This window comes from Sulfitobacter sp. W074 (genome assembly GCF_025142275.1).
GTDB lineage: Bacteria > Pseudomonadota > Alphaproteobacteria > Rhodobacterales > Rhodobacteraceae > Sulfitobacter > Sulfitobacter profundi.
Map to the genome: position 1 here is coordinate 591,650 of NZ_CP081130.1, position 14,400 is coordinate 606,049.

At 62.5% G+C, this 14,400-nt stretch carries 12 protein-coding genes; 9 read left to right on the plus strand and 3 right to left on the minus strand.

The features are described from left to right. Positions 1-10: 10 nt before the first annotated feature. Positions 11-322, plus strand: a complete 312-nt coding sequence (locus tag K3762_RS02935) for an ETC complex I subunit (RefSeq protein ID WP_067622040.1) — start codon at positions 11-13, stop codon at positions 320-322. 219 nt (positions 323-541) lie between these two features. Here K3762_RS02935 and K3762_RS02940 read toward each other — a convergent pair whose 3' ends face one another. Together K3762_RS02940 and K3762_RS02945 are read right to left on the minus strand one after the other, a co-directional pair. Beyond that, positions 542-1,960 carry an amidase gene (locus tag K3762_RS02940; RefSeq protein ID WP_260011358.1) on the minus strand — a complete coding sequence of 473 codons (1,419 nt, stop codon included), beginning with the start codon at positions 1,958-1,960 and terminating at the stop codon, positions 542-544. 210 nt (positions 1,961-2,170) lie between these two features. Further along, positions 2,171-2,977: an IclR family transcriptional regulator gene (locus K3762_RS02945; RefSeq protein ID WP_132444718.1), complete on the minus strand. Its 807-nt coding sequence runs from the start codon at positions 2,975-2,977 to the stop codon at positions 2,171-2,173. 148 nt (positions 2,978-3,125) lie between these two features. Between K3762_RS02945 and K3762_RS02950 the strand changes: the two genes are divergently transcribed. The 7 genes from K3762_RS02950 to K3762_RS02980 all read left to right on the plus strand — a co-directional run bounded on the left by K3762_RS02950 (position 3,126) and on the right by K3762_RS02980 (position 12,343). Next, positions 3,126-4,682, plus strand: coding sequence for a M81 family metallopeptidase (locus K3762_RS02950; RefSeq protein ID WP_132444716.1), 1,557 nt, complete (start codon positions 3,126-3,128; stop codon positions 4,680-4,682). Positions 4,683-4,716: 34 nt separating this feature from the next. Further along, on the plus strand, positions 4,717-6,327 hold the full coding sequence (locus tag K3762_RS02955; protein ID WP_132444714.1) for an ABC transporter substrate-binding protein: 1,611 nt from the start codon (positions 4,717-4,719) through the stop codon (positions 6,325-6,327). A gap of 115 nt (positions 6,328-6,442) precedes the next feature. Further along, positions 6,443-7,384 carry an ABC transporter permease gene (locus K3762_RS02960; protein WP_120350187.1) on the plus strand — a complete coding sequence of 314 codons (942 nt, stop codon included), beginning with the start codon at positions 6,443-6,445 and terminating at the stop codon, positions 7,382-7,384. 1 nt (position 7,385) lies between these two features. Beyond that, the gene (locus K3762_RS02965) at positions 7,386-8,273 is read left to right on the plus strand and encodes an ABC transporter permease (protein ID WP_067625113.1); all 888 of its coding nucleotides are present in this window, start codon (positions 7,386-7,388) and stop codon (positions 8,271-8,273) included. Between the two features lie 3 nt (positions 8,274-8,276). Beyond that, the gene (locus K3762_RS02970; RefSeq protein ID WP_132444712.1) at positions 8,277-9,962 is read left to right on the plus strand and encodes an ABC transporter ATP-binding protein; all 1,686 of its coding nucleotides are present in this window, start codon (positions 8,277-8,279) and stop codon (positions 9,960-9,962) included. Beyond that, positions 9,959-11,131 carry a M20 aminoacylase family protein gene (locus K3762_RS02975; protein WP_132444710.1) on the plus strand — a complete coding sequence of 391 codons (1,173 nt, stop codon included), beginning with the start codon at positions 9,959-9,961 and terminating at the stop codon, positions 11,129-11,131. Before K3762_RS02970 ends, K3762_RS02975 begins: the two co-directional genes overlap by 4 nt. A 72-nt stretch (positions 11,132-11,203) precedes the next feature. After that, complete coding sequence (locus K3762_RS02980; RefSeq protein WP_132444708.1) at positions 11,204-12,343, plus strand: M20/M25/M40 family metallo-hydrolase; 1,140 nt, start codon at positions 11,204-11,206, stop codon at positions 12,341-12,343. Positions 12,344-12,385: 42 nt separating this feature from the next. On the opposite strand, the gene K3762_RS02985 is transcribed toward K3762_RS02980, so the two are convergent. Continuing rightward, positions 12,386-13,279 (minus strand): AraC family transcriptional regulator, encoded by an 894-nt coding sequence (locus K3762_RS02985; protein ID WP_132444706.1) that lies wholly within the window; start codon positions 13,277-13,279, stop codon positions 12,386-12,388. Positions 13,280-13,433: 154 nt separating this feature from the next. Between K3762_RS02985 and K3762_RS02990 the strand changes: the two genes are divergently transcribed. Beyond that, positions 13,434-14,381 carry an SDR family oxidoreductase gene (locus tag K3762_RS02990; protein WP_132444704.1) on the plus strand — a complete coding sequence of 316 codons (948 nt, stop codon included), beginning with the start codon at positions 13,434-13,436 and terminating at the stop codon, positions 14,379-14,381. The last annotated feature ends 19 nt before the right edge of the window (positions 14,382-14,400 follow it).

Genomic DNA, 14,400 nt, shown 5'->3' on the forward strand with positions numbered 1-14,400 from the left:
GAGTCCCGAAATGCGCGCACGTATCTACCAACCCGCCCGTACAGCGATGTCCTCCGGCACGGCCAAGACCCGTGTTTGGTTGCTTGAGTTTTCGCCCGCGGAAGCGCGCAGCGTTGATCCGCTGATGGGCTGGACCTCGTCCGATGATACGCAGAGCCAAGTGCGCTTGCAGTTCGACACCCGCGAAGCCGCCGAAGAATACGCCCGCGATCACGGCATCGACGCGCAGGTGCAACTGCCCAACAAGCGCAAGCCCAACATCCGCGCCGGTGGCTATGGCGAGAATTTCGCGACCGGGCGGCGTGGGGCGTGGACCCACTGAGGGGTAGACGGCTCTGCACTTCACCTGATCAACATCGCTGCTGGCCCCGCTTTCGGAGGGCTTGCGTGAATATGAACCGATGCCGCTGACAACTGTCACAATGGCGAGAACTGGCGTCGTTTAAGCGCCAGCGTCCTTCACTTCGTTCCGCTAAATCAGGTCCCGACCGGGGCTGCCGCCGCTCCGTTTCTGCGGAACGTTACAGCCCCGATGATCGCCTCAAATTCCCCACAATCTGGTGCACGCCGGAGGAATCTCGCCTTCGATCGCCGCCATGGCGTCGACGATAAGATCCTCGCGCCAGCGGCGGCCTGCGATTTGCACGCCGATGGGCTGCGGTCCGCTGGGCAGCTCTGCGATATGCGTGGGGATGTTGCCCGCGGGCAGGCCGGTAAAGTTCATGACGAAAGACCAAAGCCCCTTCCCCAAGACCTCACGAACGCCTTCCAGACCTTCGGTGTCGCGCCCGGCTGTGAAGAACGGGGCGAACATGAAGGGGGTCAGCACGAGGGGGTAGTCCTCTAGGAACATCGACCATTCGCGCGCGTAATGGGTGCGTTTGGCGACCATGGAGAGCTGCTCGGTGCCTTTGAAGGGCGGGTATTCGGTGTAGTAATTTTCAAAGATCGCCTTCAGATCGTCAGACCCATGGGCCAGGATATCCTCGCCCATCAGGGCCTCGACTTCGCCCATGAGGGCGCGATACCCATTCTTCCCGGTTTCATAGGCGAGCGGCGGCTCCACCTCTTCGACGGCATAGCCCGCGTTGTCGAGCGCGGATGCCGCCTTGTCGAGGGCGGTGGCCACGTCCGGGTGCAGGCCAAAGCCGAAATCATCGCGGGTGAAAGCCACGCGGATCGGGCCTTCGATCGCTTCGCCGCGCCACGGCAGGGGCACGTGAAACGGATCACGCGCATCCGCGGCGATCAGGCTGGGCATCGACAGATGCAGGTCCGCTGCCCTGCGCGCAATCAGGCCCTGCACCGACATGGATTGCGCCAAAAAGCCCCGCTCGGCCCTCTGGCTGGGGTTGAATGCGGCCACCCGGCCCAGACCCGGCTTTACCGTCACCGCCCCATTGGCCGAGGCCGGGAAGCGCAGGGAGCCGCCGATGTCGTTGCCATGCGCCAGCGCGCCGATCCCCGCCATGACAGCCGCCCCCGCGCCGCCGGAGGAGCCGCCCGCCGACAGGTGTCGCCCCCAAGGGTTGTAGGTGCGCCCATAAAGCGGGTTGTCGGTATCGGCGCGAAAGGAGAATTCCGGCGTGTTGGTGCGCCCGATCACGATTGCGCCCGCTTGTTTGAGGTTGCGCACCACCGGCGCGTCTTCGGGCGCGATGACATCTTTAAAGGCAGGGACGCCGTTGCTGGTGGCGTGGCCCTTTTGATCTACGTTGATTTTGATGGTCACCGGAACACCGTGCAGCGGCCCCTTGGGCGCGCCGCTTTTGTCGAGCGCCGCCGCTTCAGCGCGGGCCTCGGCGGCGAGGTTTTCGACCACCGCGTTCAACGCCGGATTGACCTCTTCCATGCGCGCAATCGCCGCCTCGGTCGCTTCAACCGCCGAGAGTTTGCCTGCGCGGGTCGCGCTTGCGATTTCCTGCGCGTCCCATTGCCAAAGCGGTTTACTGTCGGTCATTCCGGTTCCTTTCGTTCAGTCATTTTTCAAAGCGGCATCCGCGCCCCGATGTCGCGAACTTCGGAGAAAGAATTTAGCAACGCAAGTAAATTCGGGGCGAAATGCGCGGGCGTTGATGGGGTTGGTTATATAGCAGGCTTTTCGTGGCCCTCGCGCGGCTGGCCAATGTTTGGGGGCAGAGCGATCCCGCAAGGGCGGCCAAAAACACGATCATCCGGCCATGATGGCGTTGGCGGCTTCGATGGCCAAGGGCGCTGCTTTGGCGACAAACTCTTCCGGCGTGTATTCCGAGAGGGAACCGGCAAGGTGGATCGCGCTGAGAGGGGCGCCGTTGCGGTCGGTGATGGCAACGCCCACCGCCACTTCGCCCAGTGCATATTCATCGCATACCACGGCAAAGCGATTTTCGCGGGCGAGGCTGAGTTCGGCCACGATCGCTTCGGGGTCGGTCTTGGTGCTGGAGGTGAAGGGATGCAGCGGCGCGCGGGTAAGAATTTCGCGCGCCTCGTCTTCGGGAAGCTGCGAAAGCACCGCCCGCCCGCCTGCGGTGCAAAAGGTTGGCACGCTGTGGCCCACAAGGGTCGCGAAAAAGGTCTCGCGTTTGCTTTGCATCCGCAGGGCATAGATCAGGCGCGTCTCATCATAGAGGCTCAGGTCGACCCGCTCGCGCAGGGATTTGCGCAGTTCCAGCAAGACCGGGGTGGCTTTTTGCACCACAGGGTCGAGCCGCAGCAGATCAAGCGTGTGATCCAGCAGGCGGATGCCCGGCAGATATCCGCGGTCGTCCCCGCTGCGCCGGATATAGCCACTCTTCGTGAGCGTATGCACCAGCCGTTGGGCCGCGGATCGGTCGATCCCGGCGGTCTTGGCGATGTCGGAAAGCGTCATCGGCCCGGTCGCGTGGTGGAAGGCCCCCAGCACCTGCATTGCGCGATCTGCTGCCCGGACGAACAATCGGTCGTCATCTGCCTGATTCTGCGCCGCCTGCGGGGCGTCTTCTCGGAAAAATCTGCTCATGAATGGCCTGTAGTTGACGAATCGTTAATGCGCCGCTTACGCTTGCTGTGCACTATAGGTGTATTGCACTGCGATACTCAAGGGGTGCAGTCCCGCAAATACAGGGGCTGGTAAGGCGAAGGAGACAGGTTTGGGAAGTGGTTCTGGAATGCGCGTCGCTGTTGCGGGCTTTCTGCACGAGACGAACACATTTGCCCCCAATCCGGCGGATATGGAGGCTTTCCAACGCGGCGGTGGCTATGTCCCCATGGTGCGCGGCGCGGCGATGTTCTCCGCCTTCCAAGAGGTCAATCTTGGCATGGCGGGCGCGCTGCGGGTTGGGCAGGCCCAAGGCTGGGATATCGTTCCGATCCTTTGGGCAGGGGCGATCCCCTCGGCCCATGTGAGCCGCGACGCCTATGAGACGATCGCCGGTGAGATCATTGAAGGCATCCGAAATGCCGGGCCGCTTAACGGGGTCTTTTTGGACCTGCACGGCGCCATGGTGGCTGAACATCTCGACGACGGGGAAGGGGAACTAATCCGGCGTCTGCGCGAGGTCGTGGGGCCGGATTTGCCCATCGCAACGGCGCTTGATCTTCATGGCAATATTTCTGAAGATTTTGTTTCGAATGTCGATGTGCTGGTCGGCTTTCGCACCTATCCGCATGTGGATATGGCCGAAACCGGCGCCGCTGCGGCCCGCCATCTTGACCGGATCATGACCACGGGCCTGCGCCCGGCCAAGGCCTTTCGCCAGATGTCTTATCTGGTGCCGATCCCGTTTCAATCGACCGAAATGTCGCCGGGGCGCGAGATCTATGAGGGTGTTGCTGCCTGCGAAGCCGCGGGGGCGCTTTCGGCCAGCCTGTTCATGGGCTTTCCAGCCGCGGATATACCTGACTGTGGCCCCGTGGCCGTGGCCTATGGCGAAACTCAGGCCGACGTAGATGCCGCCGCTGACAGGCTTGCGGCGTCTTATGAAGCCGCAGCGCCCGCTTTTCTAAAGAACGAAGCCTATGACCCCGACGCAGCGGTGGCAGAGGCGCTTTCACGCGCCGCCGGGGCGGGCCGGGGGCCTGTCGTCATCGCCGACACCCAAGACAATCCCGGCGCGGGGGGCGTTTCAGCGACCACCGGCCTGTTGCGCGCCTTGGTCAAGGCAGAGGCGCAGAATGCAGCCATCGGTTTGATCGTCGACCCCGCCGCCGCCGAAGCGGCCCATCTGGCCGGGGTCGGGGCCGACGTTAATGTCGCCCTTGGCGGCCATGCCAGCGTGACGGACGACGCGCCGTTTCAGACGACGGCCACCGTGGTGCATCTGTCTGACGGGACGCTGCGCGCAACGGGCCCCTATTACGGCGGCACGGCGCTGAACCTCGGCCCTTCTGCCTGTCTGCGCATCGGCGGGGTTCATGTCGTCGTGACCAGCCGCATTGCCCAGATGGCCGACCGCGAGATGTTTCGCTTTGTCGGCATCCCACCCGAAGAGATGGGCCTGCTGGTGGTCAAAAGCTCGACCCATTTCCGAGCAGACTTTGCCCCCATCGCGCGCGACATCCTTGTCGCCTGCGCGCCGGGGCCGATGCCCCTCAATCCGGCCGATTTGCCCTTCACGCGCCTGCGCGTTGGGCTTCGGCTGTCCCCAGATGGTCCCCGGTTCGGGGCCGACGGTGCACCTTCTGCACCACCTGACCATGGCGGCAAGACTGCCATGGCCCAATAAAAAATCAAAAGATCACTCAACAAGGGAAAACCACATGATACCTCTACGATCCGCACTGAAACAGTCGCGCGGACTTGCCGCCGCCTTCGCCGCCACCACGGCGCTTTTGGCGCCCGGCTCACTGGCGGCGCAGGATGGCGAAACGACCATCACGGCGGTCATGCACTCGGGCCTGCGGGTTCTTGATCCGGTCATCACCACCGCGCATATCACCCGCAACCACGGCTATATGATCTATGACGTGCTGACCGCCGTGGACGAGAATTTTGAGCCGCAGCCGCAGATGGCCAGCTGGGAAGTCTCCGAAGACGGGTTGGTTTATACTTTCACCCTGCGCGATGGGCTGATGTTCCATGACGATGCGCCGGTCACCGGCGAAGATGTCGTGGCCTCTCTCAAACGCTGGGGCAAACGTGATGGCGGTGGCCAGCTGATCTTTGACGTGACCGAAAGCCTTGAGGCCAGCGACGAAAAGACCGTCGTTTGGACCCTGACCGAGCCTTTCGGCCCGCTCTTGTCGGTGATCTCCAAACAATCCGCGGTGCCGCCTTTCATCATGCCCAAGCGCGTGGCCGAAACCTCGGCGGATGAGACGATCACGGAATACATCGGCTCCGGCCCCTTCGTCTTTAACCAAGATGAATACGAGCCCGGCGTGAATGTCACCTATGAGAAGTTCGACGACTACGTCCCGCGCGACGAGGAAGCCTCGTGGATGGCGGGCGGCAAGGTCGTCAATGTCGACCGTGTTGTCTGGACCACGATGCCCGACGCGCTGACCGCGATCAACGCGCTCTCGGCGGGGGAGATCGACTATCTTGAACAGGTGCAGATCGACCTGCTGCCGATCCTCGAAAGCAGCCCCGAAGTCTCGGTCGAGACTCGCGATGATCTTGGGTATGTCACCATCGGTCGGCCCAACCACCTGCACCCACCCTTTGACAACAAGCTGGTTCGTCAGGCGGCCATGGCGGCACTGGATCAAGAATCCATGCTGCAAACGATGCAGGGCGACCCGGCCTATTACAACGTCTGCGGCGCGATCTTTGGTTGCTCGACACCCTTGGGTGACGAAGCGGATGCAGAGATCGTGACCGGTGGCGCGGACCCTGAAAAGGCCAAGGCGCTGCTCGAAGAAGCGGGCTATGACGGCACGCCGATCGTGTTGATGGCGCCGACGGATGTGATCAGCCTGATCAACCAACCTGTCGTGGCCGCCCAAGCCCTGCGCGAAGCCGGTTTCGAAGTCGACATGCAGTCGATGGACTGGCAGTCGGTCGTGCAGCGCCGCGCCCAGCAAAGCCCGGTCTCTGAAGGCGGCTGGAACATGTTCTTCACCAACTGGATGGTGCCCGAGGTTTCGGACCCGCTGACCAATGTGATGGTCAGTGGCCGTGGCGACGAGGCATGGTTTGGCTGGCCGACTGATCCCGAGATCGAAGAACTGCGGGCCAAGTTCATGAAAGCCGAAGGGCCCGAGGCGCAAAAAGAAGTGGCTGTAGAGATCCAGAAACACGTCATGGATAACGTCAACTACATCATGATGGGCGAATATCTGATCCCGCAGGCGCGCCGCAACACGATCCAGAACATGCTGCCGTCGCCCGTACCGGTGTTTTGGAACATGACCAAAGAGGCGGAATAATCCAGCCCTCGGAGAGCGCGCCCGCCGCGCTCTCCACCGTCACCTCTGCACGCAGGCAGCGCCCCGAACCGACTTCGGGACTGCCTTCTTTCCGCCGAAAGGGACCTTCCGGAAAATGCTCGTCTATATCCTGAAGCGCGTATTGGCCACGATCCCGGTCATGCTGATCGTCGCCATCTTCGTCTTCCTTCTGCTGCGTCTCACCCCCGGTGATCCGGCAGCCATTCTTGCCGGCGATGCCGCCACCCCCGCACAGCTCGAACGGATCCGTGACCGTCTGGGTCTGAATGATCCGCTGCTGACACAGTTTTTCACATGGATCGGCCAATTGCTGCGCGGTGATCTGGGCGTCTCGCTTTTGTCGAATACCTCTGTGGCGGGCATGTTGGGCGACCGGCTGGGGCCGACCATCAACATTGCGCTGATGACCATCACGATCTCGGTTCTGCTGGCCGTGCCGATGGGCGTGATCGCCGCCTGGCGTCACCGGACATGGGTCGATTTTCTGGTGATGTCCTTCTCGGTACTGGGCTTTTCGGTGCCGGTCTTCGTGATCGGCTATATCCTGATCCAAATCTTCGCGATTGAACTGCGTTGGGTGCCGGTGCAGGGCTACAAGGCCCCGTCGGACGGCATCGGGCCGTTCTTCTCGCGGGCCATTCTGCCCTCGCTGACGCTGGCCACGATTTATGTCGCGCTCATCGCGCGGATGACGCGGGCCTCCATGCTCGAAGTTTTGGGCGAAGACTACATCCGCACTGCGCGGGCCAAGGGCGTGCGCGAGAATGTCGTGCTTTTCCGCCATGCGCTGCGCAATGCCGCGGTGCCGATCTTGACCATCATTGGCACCGGTTTCGCGCTGCTGATCTCGGGCGTGGTGGTGACGGAAAGTGTCTTTAACATTCCCGGCATCGGGCGTCTGACGGTCGATGCGATCCTCGCGCGCGACTACCCCGTCATTCAGGCAATGATCCTGCTGACCGCGGGCATCTACGTCTTCGTGAACCTCTTGGTTGACGTCTCCTATTCATTCTTCGACCCAAGGATCCGGTACTGACATGATCGAGCAACCCCAATCCCGTCACAGCGCCTTTCAGGTGCTGACCGGACTGCTTTCCCTGCCTGCGGGCGCGAGGGTCGGTATCGGCCCCATGCTGGCGGCTCTGACCCTTGTAACCATCGTGCTGGCCTCCATTCTGGCACCGCTCTACGTGCCCTATGACCCGCTCGCGATGAACTCAGCCGCGCGGCTCAAACCACCGTCCGAGGAATTTCTGCTGGGCACCGACCCTTACGGGCGGGACACATTCTCCCGGGTGATGGTGGGCGGGCGCGTGTCGCTGCTCATTGGCGTCGGCGCGGCGCTGGTCAGCGTCGCCATCGGCTTGGCCATCGGCCTTGTGGCGGGGTTCTTTCGGATGGCCGACAGCATCATCATGCGGATCATGGACAGCCTGATGGCGATCCCTGCGATCCTGCTGGCAATTGCCTTGGTGGCGCTGAATGGGCCGAGCCTTGGGTCGGTGATCATCGCGATCACCGTGCCAGAGGTGCCGCGCGTGGTGCGGCTGGTCCGCTCTGTCGTGCTCTCAGCGCGCGAGGAACCCTATGTCGAGGCCGCGATCGCGCTTGGCTCCTCCATGCCCAAAATCCTGATCCAGCACCTGATGCCCAACACGATGGCACCGCTGATCGTGCAGGGCACCTATATCTGCGCCTCGGCGATCCTGATCGAGGCGATCCTCAGCTTCCTTGGCGCGGGCGTCAGCACCGAGATCCCCACATGGGGCAACATCATGGCCGAGGGGCGGACCTACTTTCAGATCAAGCCGGGGCTGATCTTTTGGCCGGGTCTGCTGCTGTCGCTTTGCATCCTGTCGATCAACCTGTTGGGCGACACCGCACGCGATCTGCTCGATCCGCGCATGAAGAAACGGGAGGGCTGAGAGATGCAGTTCAAGAACAAAGACTTCTCGGAGGCGCGTGAGGTGCTCAAAGTGCGCGATCTGCGCATTGGGTTGAGCGGGCGTCCACAGGCCAAACCGGTGATTGACGGCATCGACCTGACGATCCGGGCGGGCGAAACGCATTGCTTGGTGGGTGAATCCGGTTCGGGCAAATCCGTGACCTCGCTCGCGGCCATGGGGCTGCTGCCAAAATCGGCCCTAGAGGTACAGGGCGGCAGCATCACGCTGGATGACTTCGAGATCACCAGCGCCAGCCACGCCCAGATGCGCCAGTTGCGTGCGCGGCGCATCGCGATGATTTTCCAAGAGCCGATGACCGCGCTGAACCCGGTGCTGCGGGTGGGCGAGCAGATCATGGAAGTGCTCAACATGCACAGTGATCTCAGTCAGTCGGAGGTCAAGAAACGCACGCTCGACATGATGGATCAGGTGCATTTGCCGGATGTGAACCGCATTTTCTCGGCCTTCCCGCACCAGCTCTCCGGGGGGCAGCGCCAGCGCATCATGATCGCCATGGCGCTGATCCTCGACCCTGATCTGCTGATCGCGGATGAGCCGACAACGGCGCTGGATGTGACCACGCAATTGCAGATCCTCAAACTGATTGCCGAGATGCAAGAGCGACACGGCACCGCCGTTCTCTTCATCACCCACGACATGGGCGTGGTGGCCGAGATCGCGGATACCGTGACGGTCATGCAGCAGGGCAAGATCGTCGAACGCGCGCCGATTGAAAAGCTCCTGACCGATCCGCAAAAGGACTATACCCGCACGCTTTTGACGGCAGTGCCAAACCTCACCCCGCGCCCCGCAAGGGCGGCGGCAGCGCAGAGCGAGGTGGTGCGTGTCGCCGGGCTTGATATGACCTATGGCGGCGGCGGCTTCCTGCGCCGCAGCGAAGGGGTCAAGGCCGCGCAGGATGTCAGCTTTACCATCAAGCCGGGGCGGACGCTGGGCATCGTGGGGGAATCCGGCTCTGGCAAATCCACCGTGGCACGGGCCATCATGCGGCTGATTGATCCGACTGCGGGCAGCGTGAATGTCGCGGGGACCGAGATTGCCAAACTCTCGCGCCGCCAACTGCGCGACCACCGCAAACATCTGCAAATCGTGTTTCAGGATCCCTACCGCTCGCTCAACCCGCGCTGGACCGTGGCGCGCAGTCTTTGCGAAGGGCCGATCAATTTTGGCACCCCGCGTGCCGAAGCGATGCGCCATGCCGCTGAGCTGATGGAACTGGTGGACCTGCCGCGCGATGCGCTCGACCGCTATCCACATCAGTTCTCGGGCGGGCAGCGCCAGCGTATCGCCATTGCGCGCGCGGTGGCGATGAAACCCGATCTGCTGGTCGCGGATGAGGCCGTCTCGGCGCTTGATGTGAGCGTTCAGGCACAGGTGCTCGACCTTTTGGACGACATTCAAGAGAAGTTCGGCGTGGCCATGCTGTTCATCACCCACGATCTGCGCGTCGCGGCGCAGATTTGTGACGAGGTCTTGGTCATGCAGCGCGGGCAGGTCGTTGAATCCGGCCCCGCAGGCGATGTGCTGGCCAATCCACATCACGACTACACCCGCAACCTGATCGAAGCGGCGCCCGGCCGCCATTGGGATTTTGCCAACTATCGCGCGCTCGGCAGCGCTACCATGACGACAGGAGCCACCGCATGACCGTCCTTCCCAAGATCGAAGCCTTTGCCGCCGATCTCACCGCCATCCGTCAAGATATCCACGCCCATCCCGAACTGGGGTTCGAAGAGGTCCGCACCGCGGGCATCGTGGCCGAAAAGCTGCGCGCCTATGGCGTGGACGAGGTGCACGAAGGGCTGGGCGGCACGGGTGTTGTCGGCATCATTAAGGGCGCGGGCGGCGGCAACCGCCGTGTGGGGCTGCGCGCGGATATGGACGCCCTGCCGATTGTGGAGGATTCCGGCGTGCCCTATGCCTCGACCAACCCCGGACGGATGCATGCCTGCGGCCACGACGGCCACACCACCATGCTGCTGGGGGCCGCACGTTATTTGGCGGAGACACGGGATTTCGACGGCACCGTGGTGCTGATCTTTCAACCCGCCGAGGAGGGGTTGGGCGGTGCGCGCCGGATGCTGGAGGAAGGGCTCTTCGAAAAATTCCCCTGTGACGAGATCTACGGCATGCACAACGATCCAAACTCAGAGCCCGGCGTGGTCAATGTCACCCCCGGTGCGGCCATGGCCGGGGCGGCCTTCTTTGACATCACCGTCAAAGGCACCGGCAGCCACGCGGCGATGCCGCATCAATCGCGTGACCCCATCGTCATCGGCACGGCGCTGGTGCAGCAGTTGCAATCCGTGGTCAGCCGCAACACCCCGCCGACCAAGCCGATCGTGCTGTCTGTCACTAAATTCAACGCGGGCTCGGCCTATAACGTGGTGCCCGATACCGCCACCATCGCGGGCACGATCCGTTTTTTCCACCAAGACGTGATCGAGATGGCCGAGGCCCGGATGCGCGAACTCTGCGCAGGCATGGCCACTGCCTATGGGATTGAGATCGCGGTTGATATCCGCAACGTCTTTGACGTGTTGATGAACGATCCGGAACTCACCACCGCCTATGTCGAAGCGGCGGCCAGTGTGGTGGGGGGCGAGAATGCCCATGTCTCGACCGAGCAGGCCAGCGGGTCCGAGGATTTCGCGGATATGCTAAAGGTGGTGCCAGGCGCCTATTGCCGGGTGGGTCATGCGGGCAGCGTGCCGTTGCACAACCCCGGTTTCGTACTGGATGACGCCATTCTGCCCATCGGTGCCTCGATCTATGCAAGGATCGTTGAGACGCGCCTGCCGAAGGTCGGCAGCTAGGCCATTGCACCCACCCGCTTTGATTTAAGCCATTCGCCCTGCTGTCGCGCGGCGGAGAAAAGGAATTTGAATATGACCAACCCGCTCGATTTGCCCTTTGATACCGAAGAAATGCTCACCGGGCTGCGCCCTTGGATTGAAACCGAAAGCCCCACATTCGACGGGGCGGCGGTGAACCGCATGATGGATGTGGTGCAGCACGATCTGGCGATCCTGGGCGCGCGGACCGAGCGTATCCCAAGCCCGATGGGGCTGGGCGACAGCCTGCGCGCGGAGATGCCTCATCCCAAAGCGGGCGAGGGGGGCATTCTGCTTCTGGGCCATATGGACACGGTTCACCCCATCGGCACATTGGCCAAACTGCCCTACAAACGCGAAGGCGAGATTTGTTATGGGCCCGGCCTGATGGACATGAAGGGCGGCAATTACGTCTATCTTGATGCGCTGCGCAAACTGCTGGCCGCCGGGGTCGAGACGCCGCTGCCGGTGACGGTGCTGTTCACCCCTGATGAGGAAATCGGCACCCCCGCCACCCGCCGGCTGATCGAAGAGGAGGCCAAGCGCCACAAATACATCCTCGTCCCCGAACCCGCGCGCCCCGACGGCGGCGCGGTGATCGGGCGCTATGCCATCGCGCGGTTCAATCTTCAGACGCGGGGCCGCCCCAGTCACGCGGGCTGGGCGCTGTCCGAAGGCCGATCGGCCATCGCGGAAATGGCCAAGGCCGTGGGCACGATCGAAGGCATGACGACCGAGGACTGCACCTTTTCGCTTGGGGTCTTTCACGCGGGCCAATGGGTCAACTGCGTGTCCTCGGTCTGCGATGCCGAGGTGCTGAGCATGGCCAAGACGCAAGAACAACTCGACGCAGGCGTGGAAAAGATGATGGCGCTGAACTCGGACGAGGGCGACGTGATCATGGAAATCCGCCGCGGTGTCACCCGCCCGGTTTGGGAGCCCGACCAGCCCGGCACGATGGCCATGCTGAAACTTGCCCAAGACATCGGGGGCGAACTGGGGATCGAGATCACCGGAAGCTCTGCCGGGGGCGGATCGGACGGCAACTTTACCGGTTTTCTGGGCCTGCCGACGCTGGATTCCATCGGCGTCCGCGGCAAGGGGCTGCATACGTTGCAAGAGCATATCTATATCGACAGCCTGACCGAGCGGGCCAAGCTGGCGGCGGGTCTGTTCTGTCGGCTGACACCGTAAAGAGGGATCAACAAGGCCCCGGAGGGGGCTGTCGGTTCCCCTCTACGCCAGCCCGGCGGCCATCTGCTGTGCGTCGCTCCATTCGCGGGGGGATTGGCCATACATGCGCTTGAATTCCCGGCTGAATTGCGAGGCGCTGACATAGCCCACACCCATCGCCGCTTCGCCGACCGTGCTCCCGCCTGCGATTTTCATGGCGGCATTGTTCAGCCGCATGGATTTGACGAACTGAATCGGCGACATCGTCGTTACCTTTTTGAACTTGCGGTGAAATACCGCGCGGCTCATCCCGGCGCGTTTGGCCATATCGTCGATAGAGATGGGCGCGTCCAAATGGGCGGCGACATGCGAAATCGCCCGCGCAACAGCATTGCCCGCCCCAAAGGCGCGCCGCGCAAAGACCCCTGCCTCCCCTTTGAGAATAGCATAGTATAGCTCACGCAGACGCGCATCGGAGAGCACGGCGCGGTCGGTCTCGCTCTGACCCAATTGCAACAGACGCAACAGCGCGTCAGAGAAGGCATCATCCCATGCGGCCAGCTTGATGCCCTCCGCCCGCAGATCGCCGGGGGCGGGGGGGATGAGGCTTCCCGCGCTTTCCATTTCTAGCGATAGTTCGGCCATCAAACGCGCATCAAGGGCGATCAAGACGCCATAAAGCGGGGTTTGGGGTGACGCGCTTGGCGTGCCCGCTTTGACCGGCATCGACATCGGGCAGCACATATAGCGGCTGTCGTCATAGACATAGCGCTTGCCGTCCAAAACAGCCTCCTTGGCGCCGCTGACGATGGCGATGACACAGGGCTCATAGACCGCTGGCACACAGGGGATCGCGCTGGTCGCTTGGAAAAGCTGAACGCCCTTGATGCCGGTCTCGGTCAGGCCGTCGCGCTGGCTGTGCTGTTCGATGATATGTCGGATTTGCTGTTTGCTCATGGCCCCAATCTAGGGCCGCTTGTTTGATGAAAGCAATAGGAGTGAGAGGATCAGGCAAGTAATCGCGACGATCCGGCCTGTTTCCCTTGGGTTGTGAGATTTATCTGCAAGGCCAACGGGGCGCGATGCCTCTTTAACGGTAAGGAGCAAGACCATGGCAGACAAGACTTTCGGCGCGCACGGCTGGACCCCTGAGCGGATTGGCAGGCTGGAGGGGAAGACCTTTGTGATCACCGGGGCCAATGCGGGGGCCGGTTTTCAAGCGGCGCGGACCTTGCTGAGCAAAGGTGCCGCGGTCGTGATGCTGAACCGCAGTACAGAGCGGTCGGCGGAGGCCGTGGCAAAGCTGAAAGACGAATATGGCGCGGCGGCGCAGGTCAGCTTTGTTCGCATGGATTTAGCCGATCTGGACACGGTGCGCAGCGCTGCGGCAGAGGTTCTGAGCGATGTTCCCCGGATCGACGCGCTGATCTGCAACGCCGCCATCGCGCAGGTGCCAAGCCGCCAGCTAACCAAGGCGGGACATGAAAGCCAGTTGGGCACCAACCACTACGGCCACTTCCTGCTCTGCGGGCTGTTGTTCGACCGGATCGAAGAGACCGCGGGCCGGATCGCGGTGGTGGCGAGCCTTGGCTACAAGATGGGCCTGCGCACCATCCAGTTCGACGACATGAACTGGGACAAGAACTACCGCGCCAACCCCGCCTATAGTCAGAGCAAGCTGGCGCAGATGATGTTTGCCTATGAATTGCAGGACCGCGTCGCGCAGGCGGGAAAGAACGTTGAGGTCTATGTCTGCCACCCCGGTGCCTCGGCCACCTCTTTGATCAGCACCAGCGGTGGCCTGATGACGCGGTTCACGTGGTGGCTCATGTCGAAACTGCCGATCGTTCAAACGGCAGAGCGGGGCGCCTATCCAGAGGTCATGTGCGCCACCGAAAACGGGCTGGAGCAGCGCGCGCTTTACGGCCCCACAGGCCGAATGGAGATGGTCGGCCCGGTCGGGCGCGGATCGCTGGAGCCCTATGCCTATGACAACGCCACGATGGTCAAACTCTGGCAGCGGTCCGAGGAAGAAACCGGTTTTCACTGGGCCGTGTGAGGTGGGGCGGGGCATGTAA

What these genes read in the sequence shown, in the direction of transcription:
- K3762_RS02935 (WP_067622040.1), top strand. Translation starts at nt 11, where the DNA reads ATGCGCGCACGTATCTACCAACCCGCCCGTACAGCGATGTCCTCCGGC.
- K3762_RS02940 (WP_260011358.1), bottom strand. Translation starts at nt 1,960, where the DNA reads ATGACCGACAGTAAACCGCTTTGGCAATGGGACGCGCAGGAAATCGCA.
- K3762_RS02945 (WP_132444718.1), bottom strand. Translation starts at nt 2,977, where the DNA reads ATGAGCAGATTTTTCCGAGAAGACGCCCCGCAGGCGGCGCAGAATCAG.
- K3762_RS02950 (WP_132444716.1), top strand. Translation starts at nt 3,126, where the DNA reads ATGCGCGTCGCTGTTGCGGGCTTTCTGCACGAGACGAACACATTTGCC.
- K3762_RS02955 (WP_132444714.1), top strand. Translation starts at nt 4,717, where the DNA reads ATGATACCTCTACGATCCGCACTGAAACAGTCGCGCGGACTTGCCGCC.
- K3762_RS02960 (WP_120350187.1), top strand. Translation starts at nt 6,443, where the DNA reads ATGCTCGTCTATATCCTGAAGCGCGTATTGGCCACGATCCCGGTCATG.
- K3762_RS02965 (WP_067625113.1), top strand. Translation starts at nt 7,386, where the DNA reads ATGATCGAGCAACCCCAATCCCGTCACAGCGCCTTTCAGGTGCTGACC.
- K3762_RS02970 (WP_132444712.1), top strand. Translation starts at nt 8,277, where the DNA reads ATGCAGTTCAAGAACAAAGACTTCTCGGAGGCGCGTGAGGTGCTCAAA.
- K3762_RS02975 (WP_132444710.1), top strand. Translation starts at nt 9,959, where the DNA reads ATGACCGTCCTTCCCAAGATCGAAGCCTTTGCCGCCGATCTCACCGCC.
- K3762_RS02980 (WP_132444708.1), top strand. Translation starts at nt 11,204, where the DNA reads ATGACCAACCCGCTCGATTTGCCCTTTGATACCGAAGAAATGCTCACC.
- K3762_RS02985 (WP_132444706.1), bottom strand. Translation starts at nt 13,279, where the DNA reads ATGAGCAAACAGCAAATCCGACATATCATCGAACAGCACAGCCAGCGC.
- K3762_RS02990 (WP_132444704.1), top strand. Translation starts at nt 13,434, where the DNA reads ATGGCAGACAAGACTTTCGGCGCGCACGGCTGGACCCCTGAGCGGATT.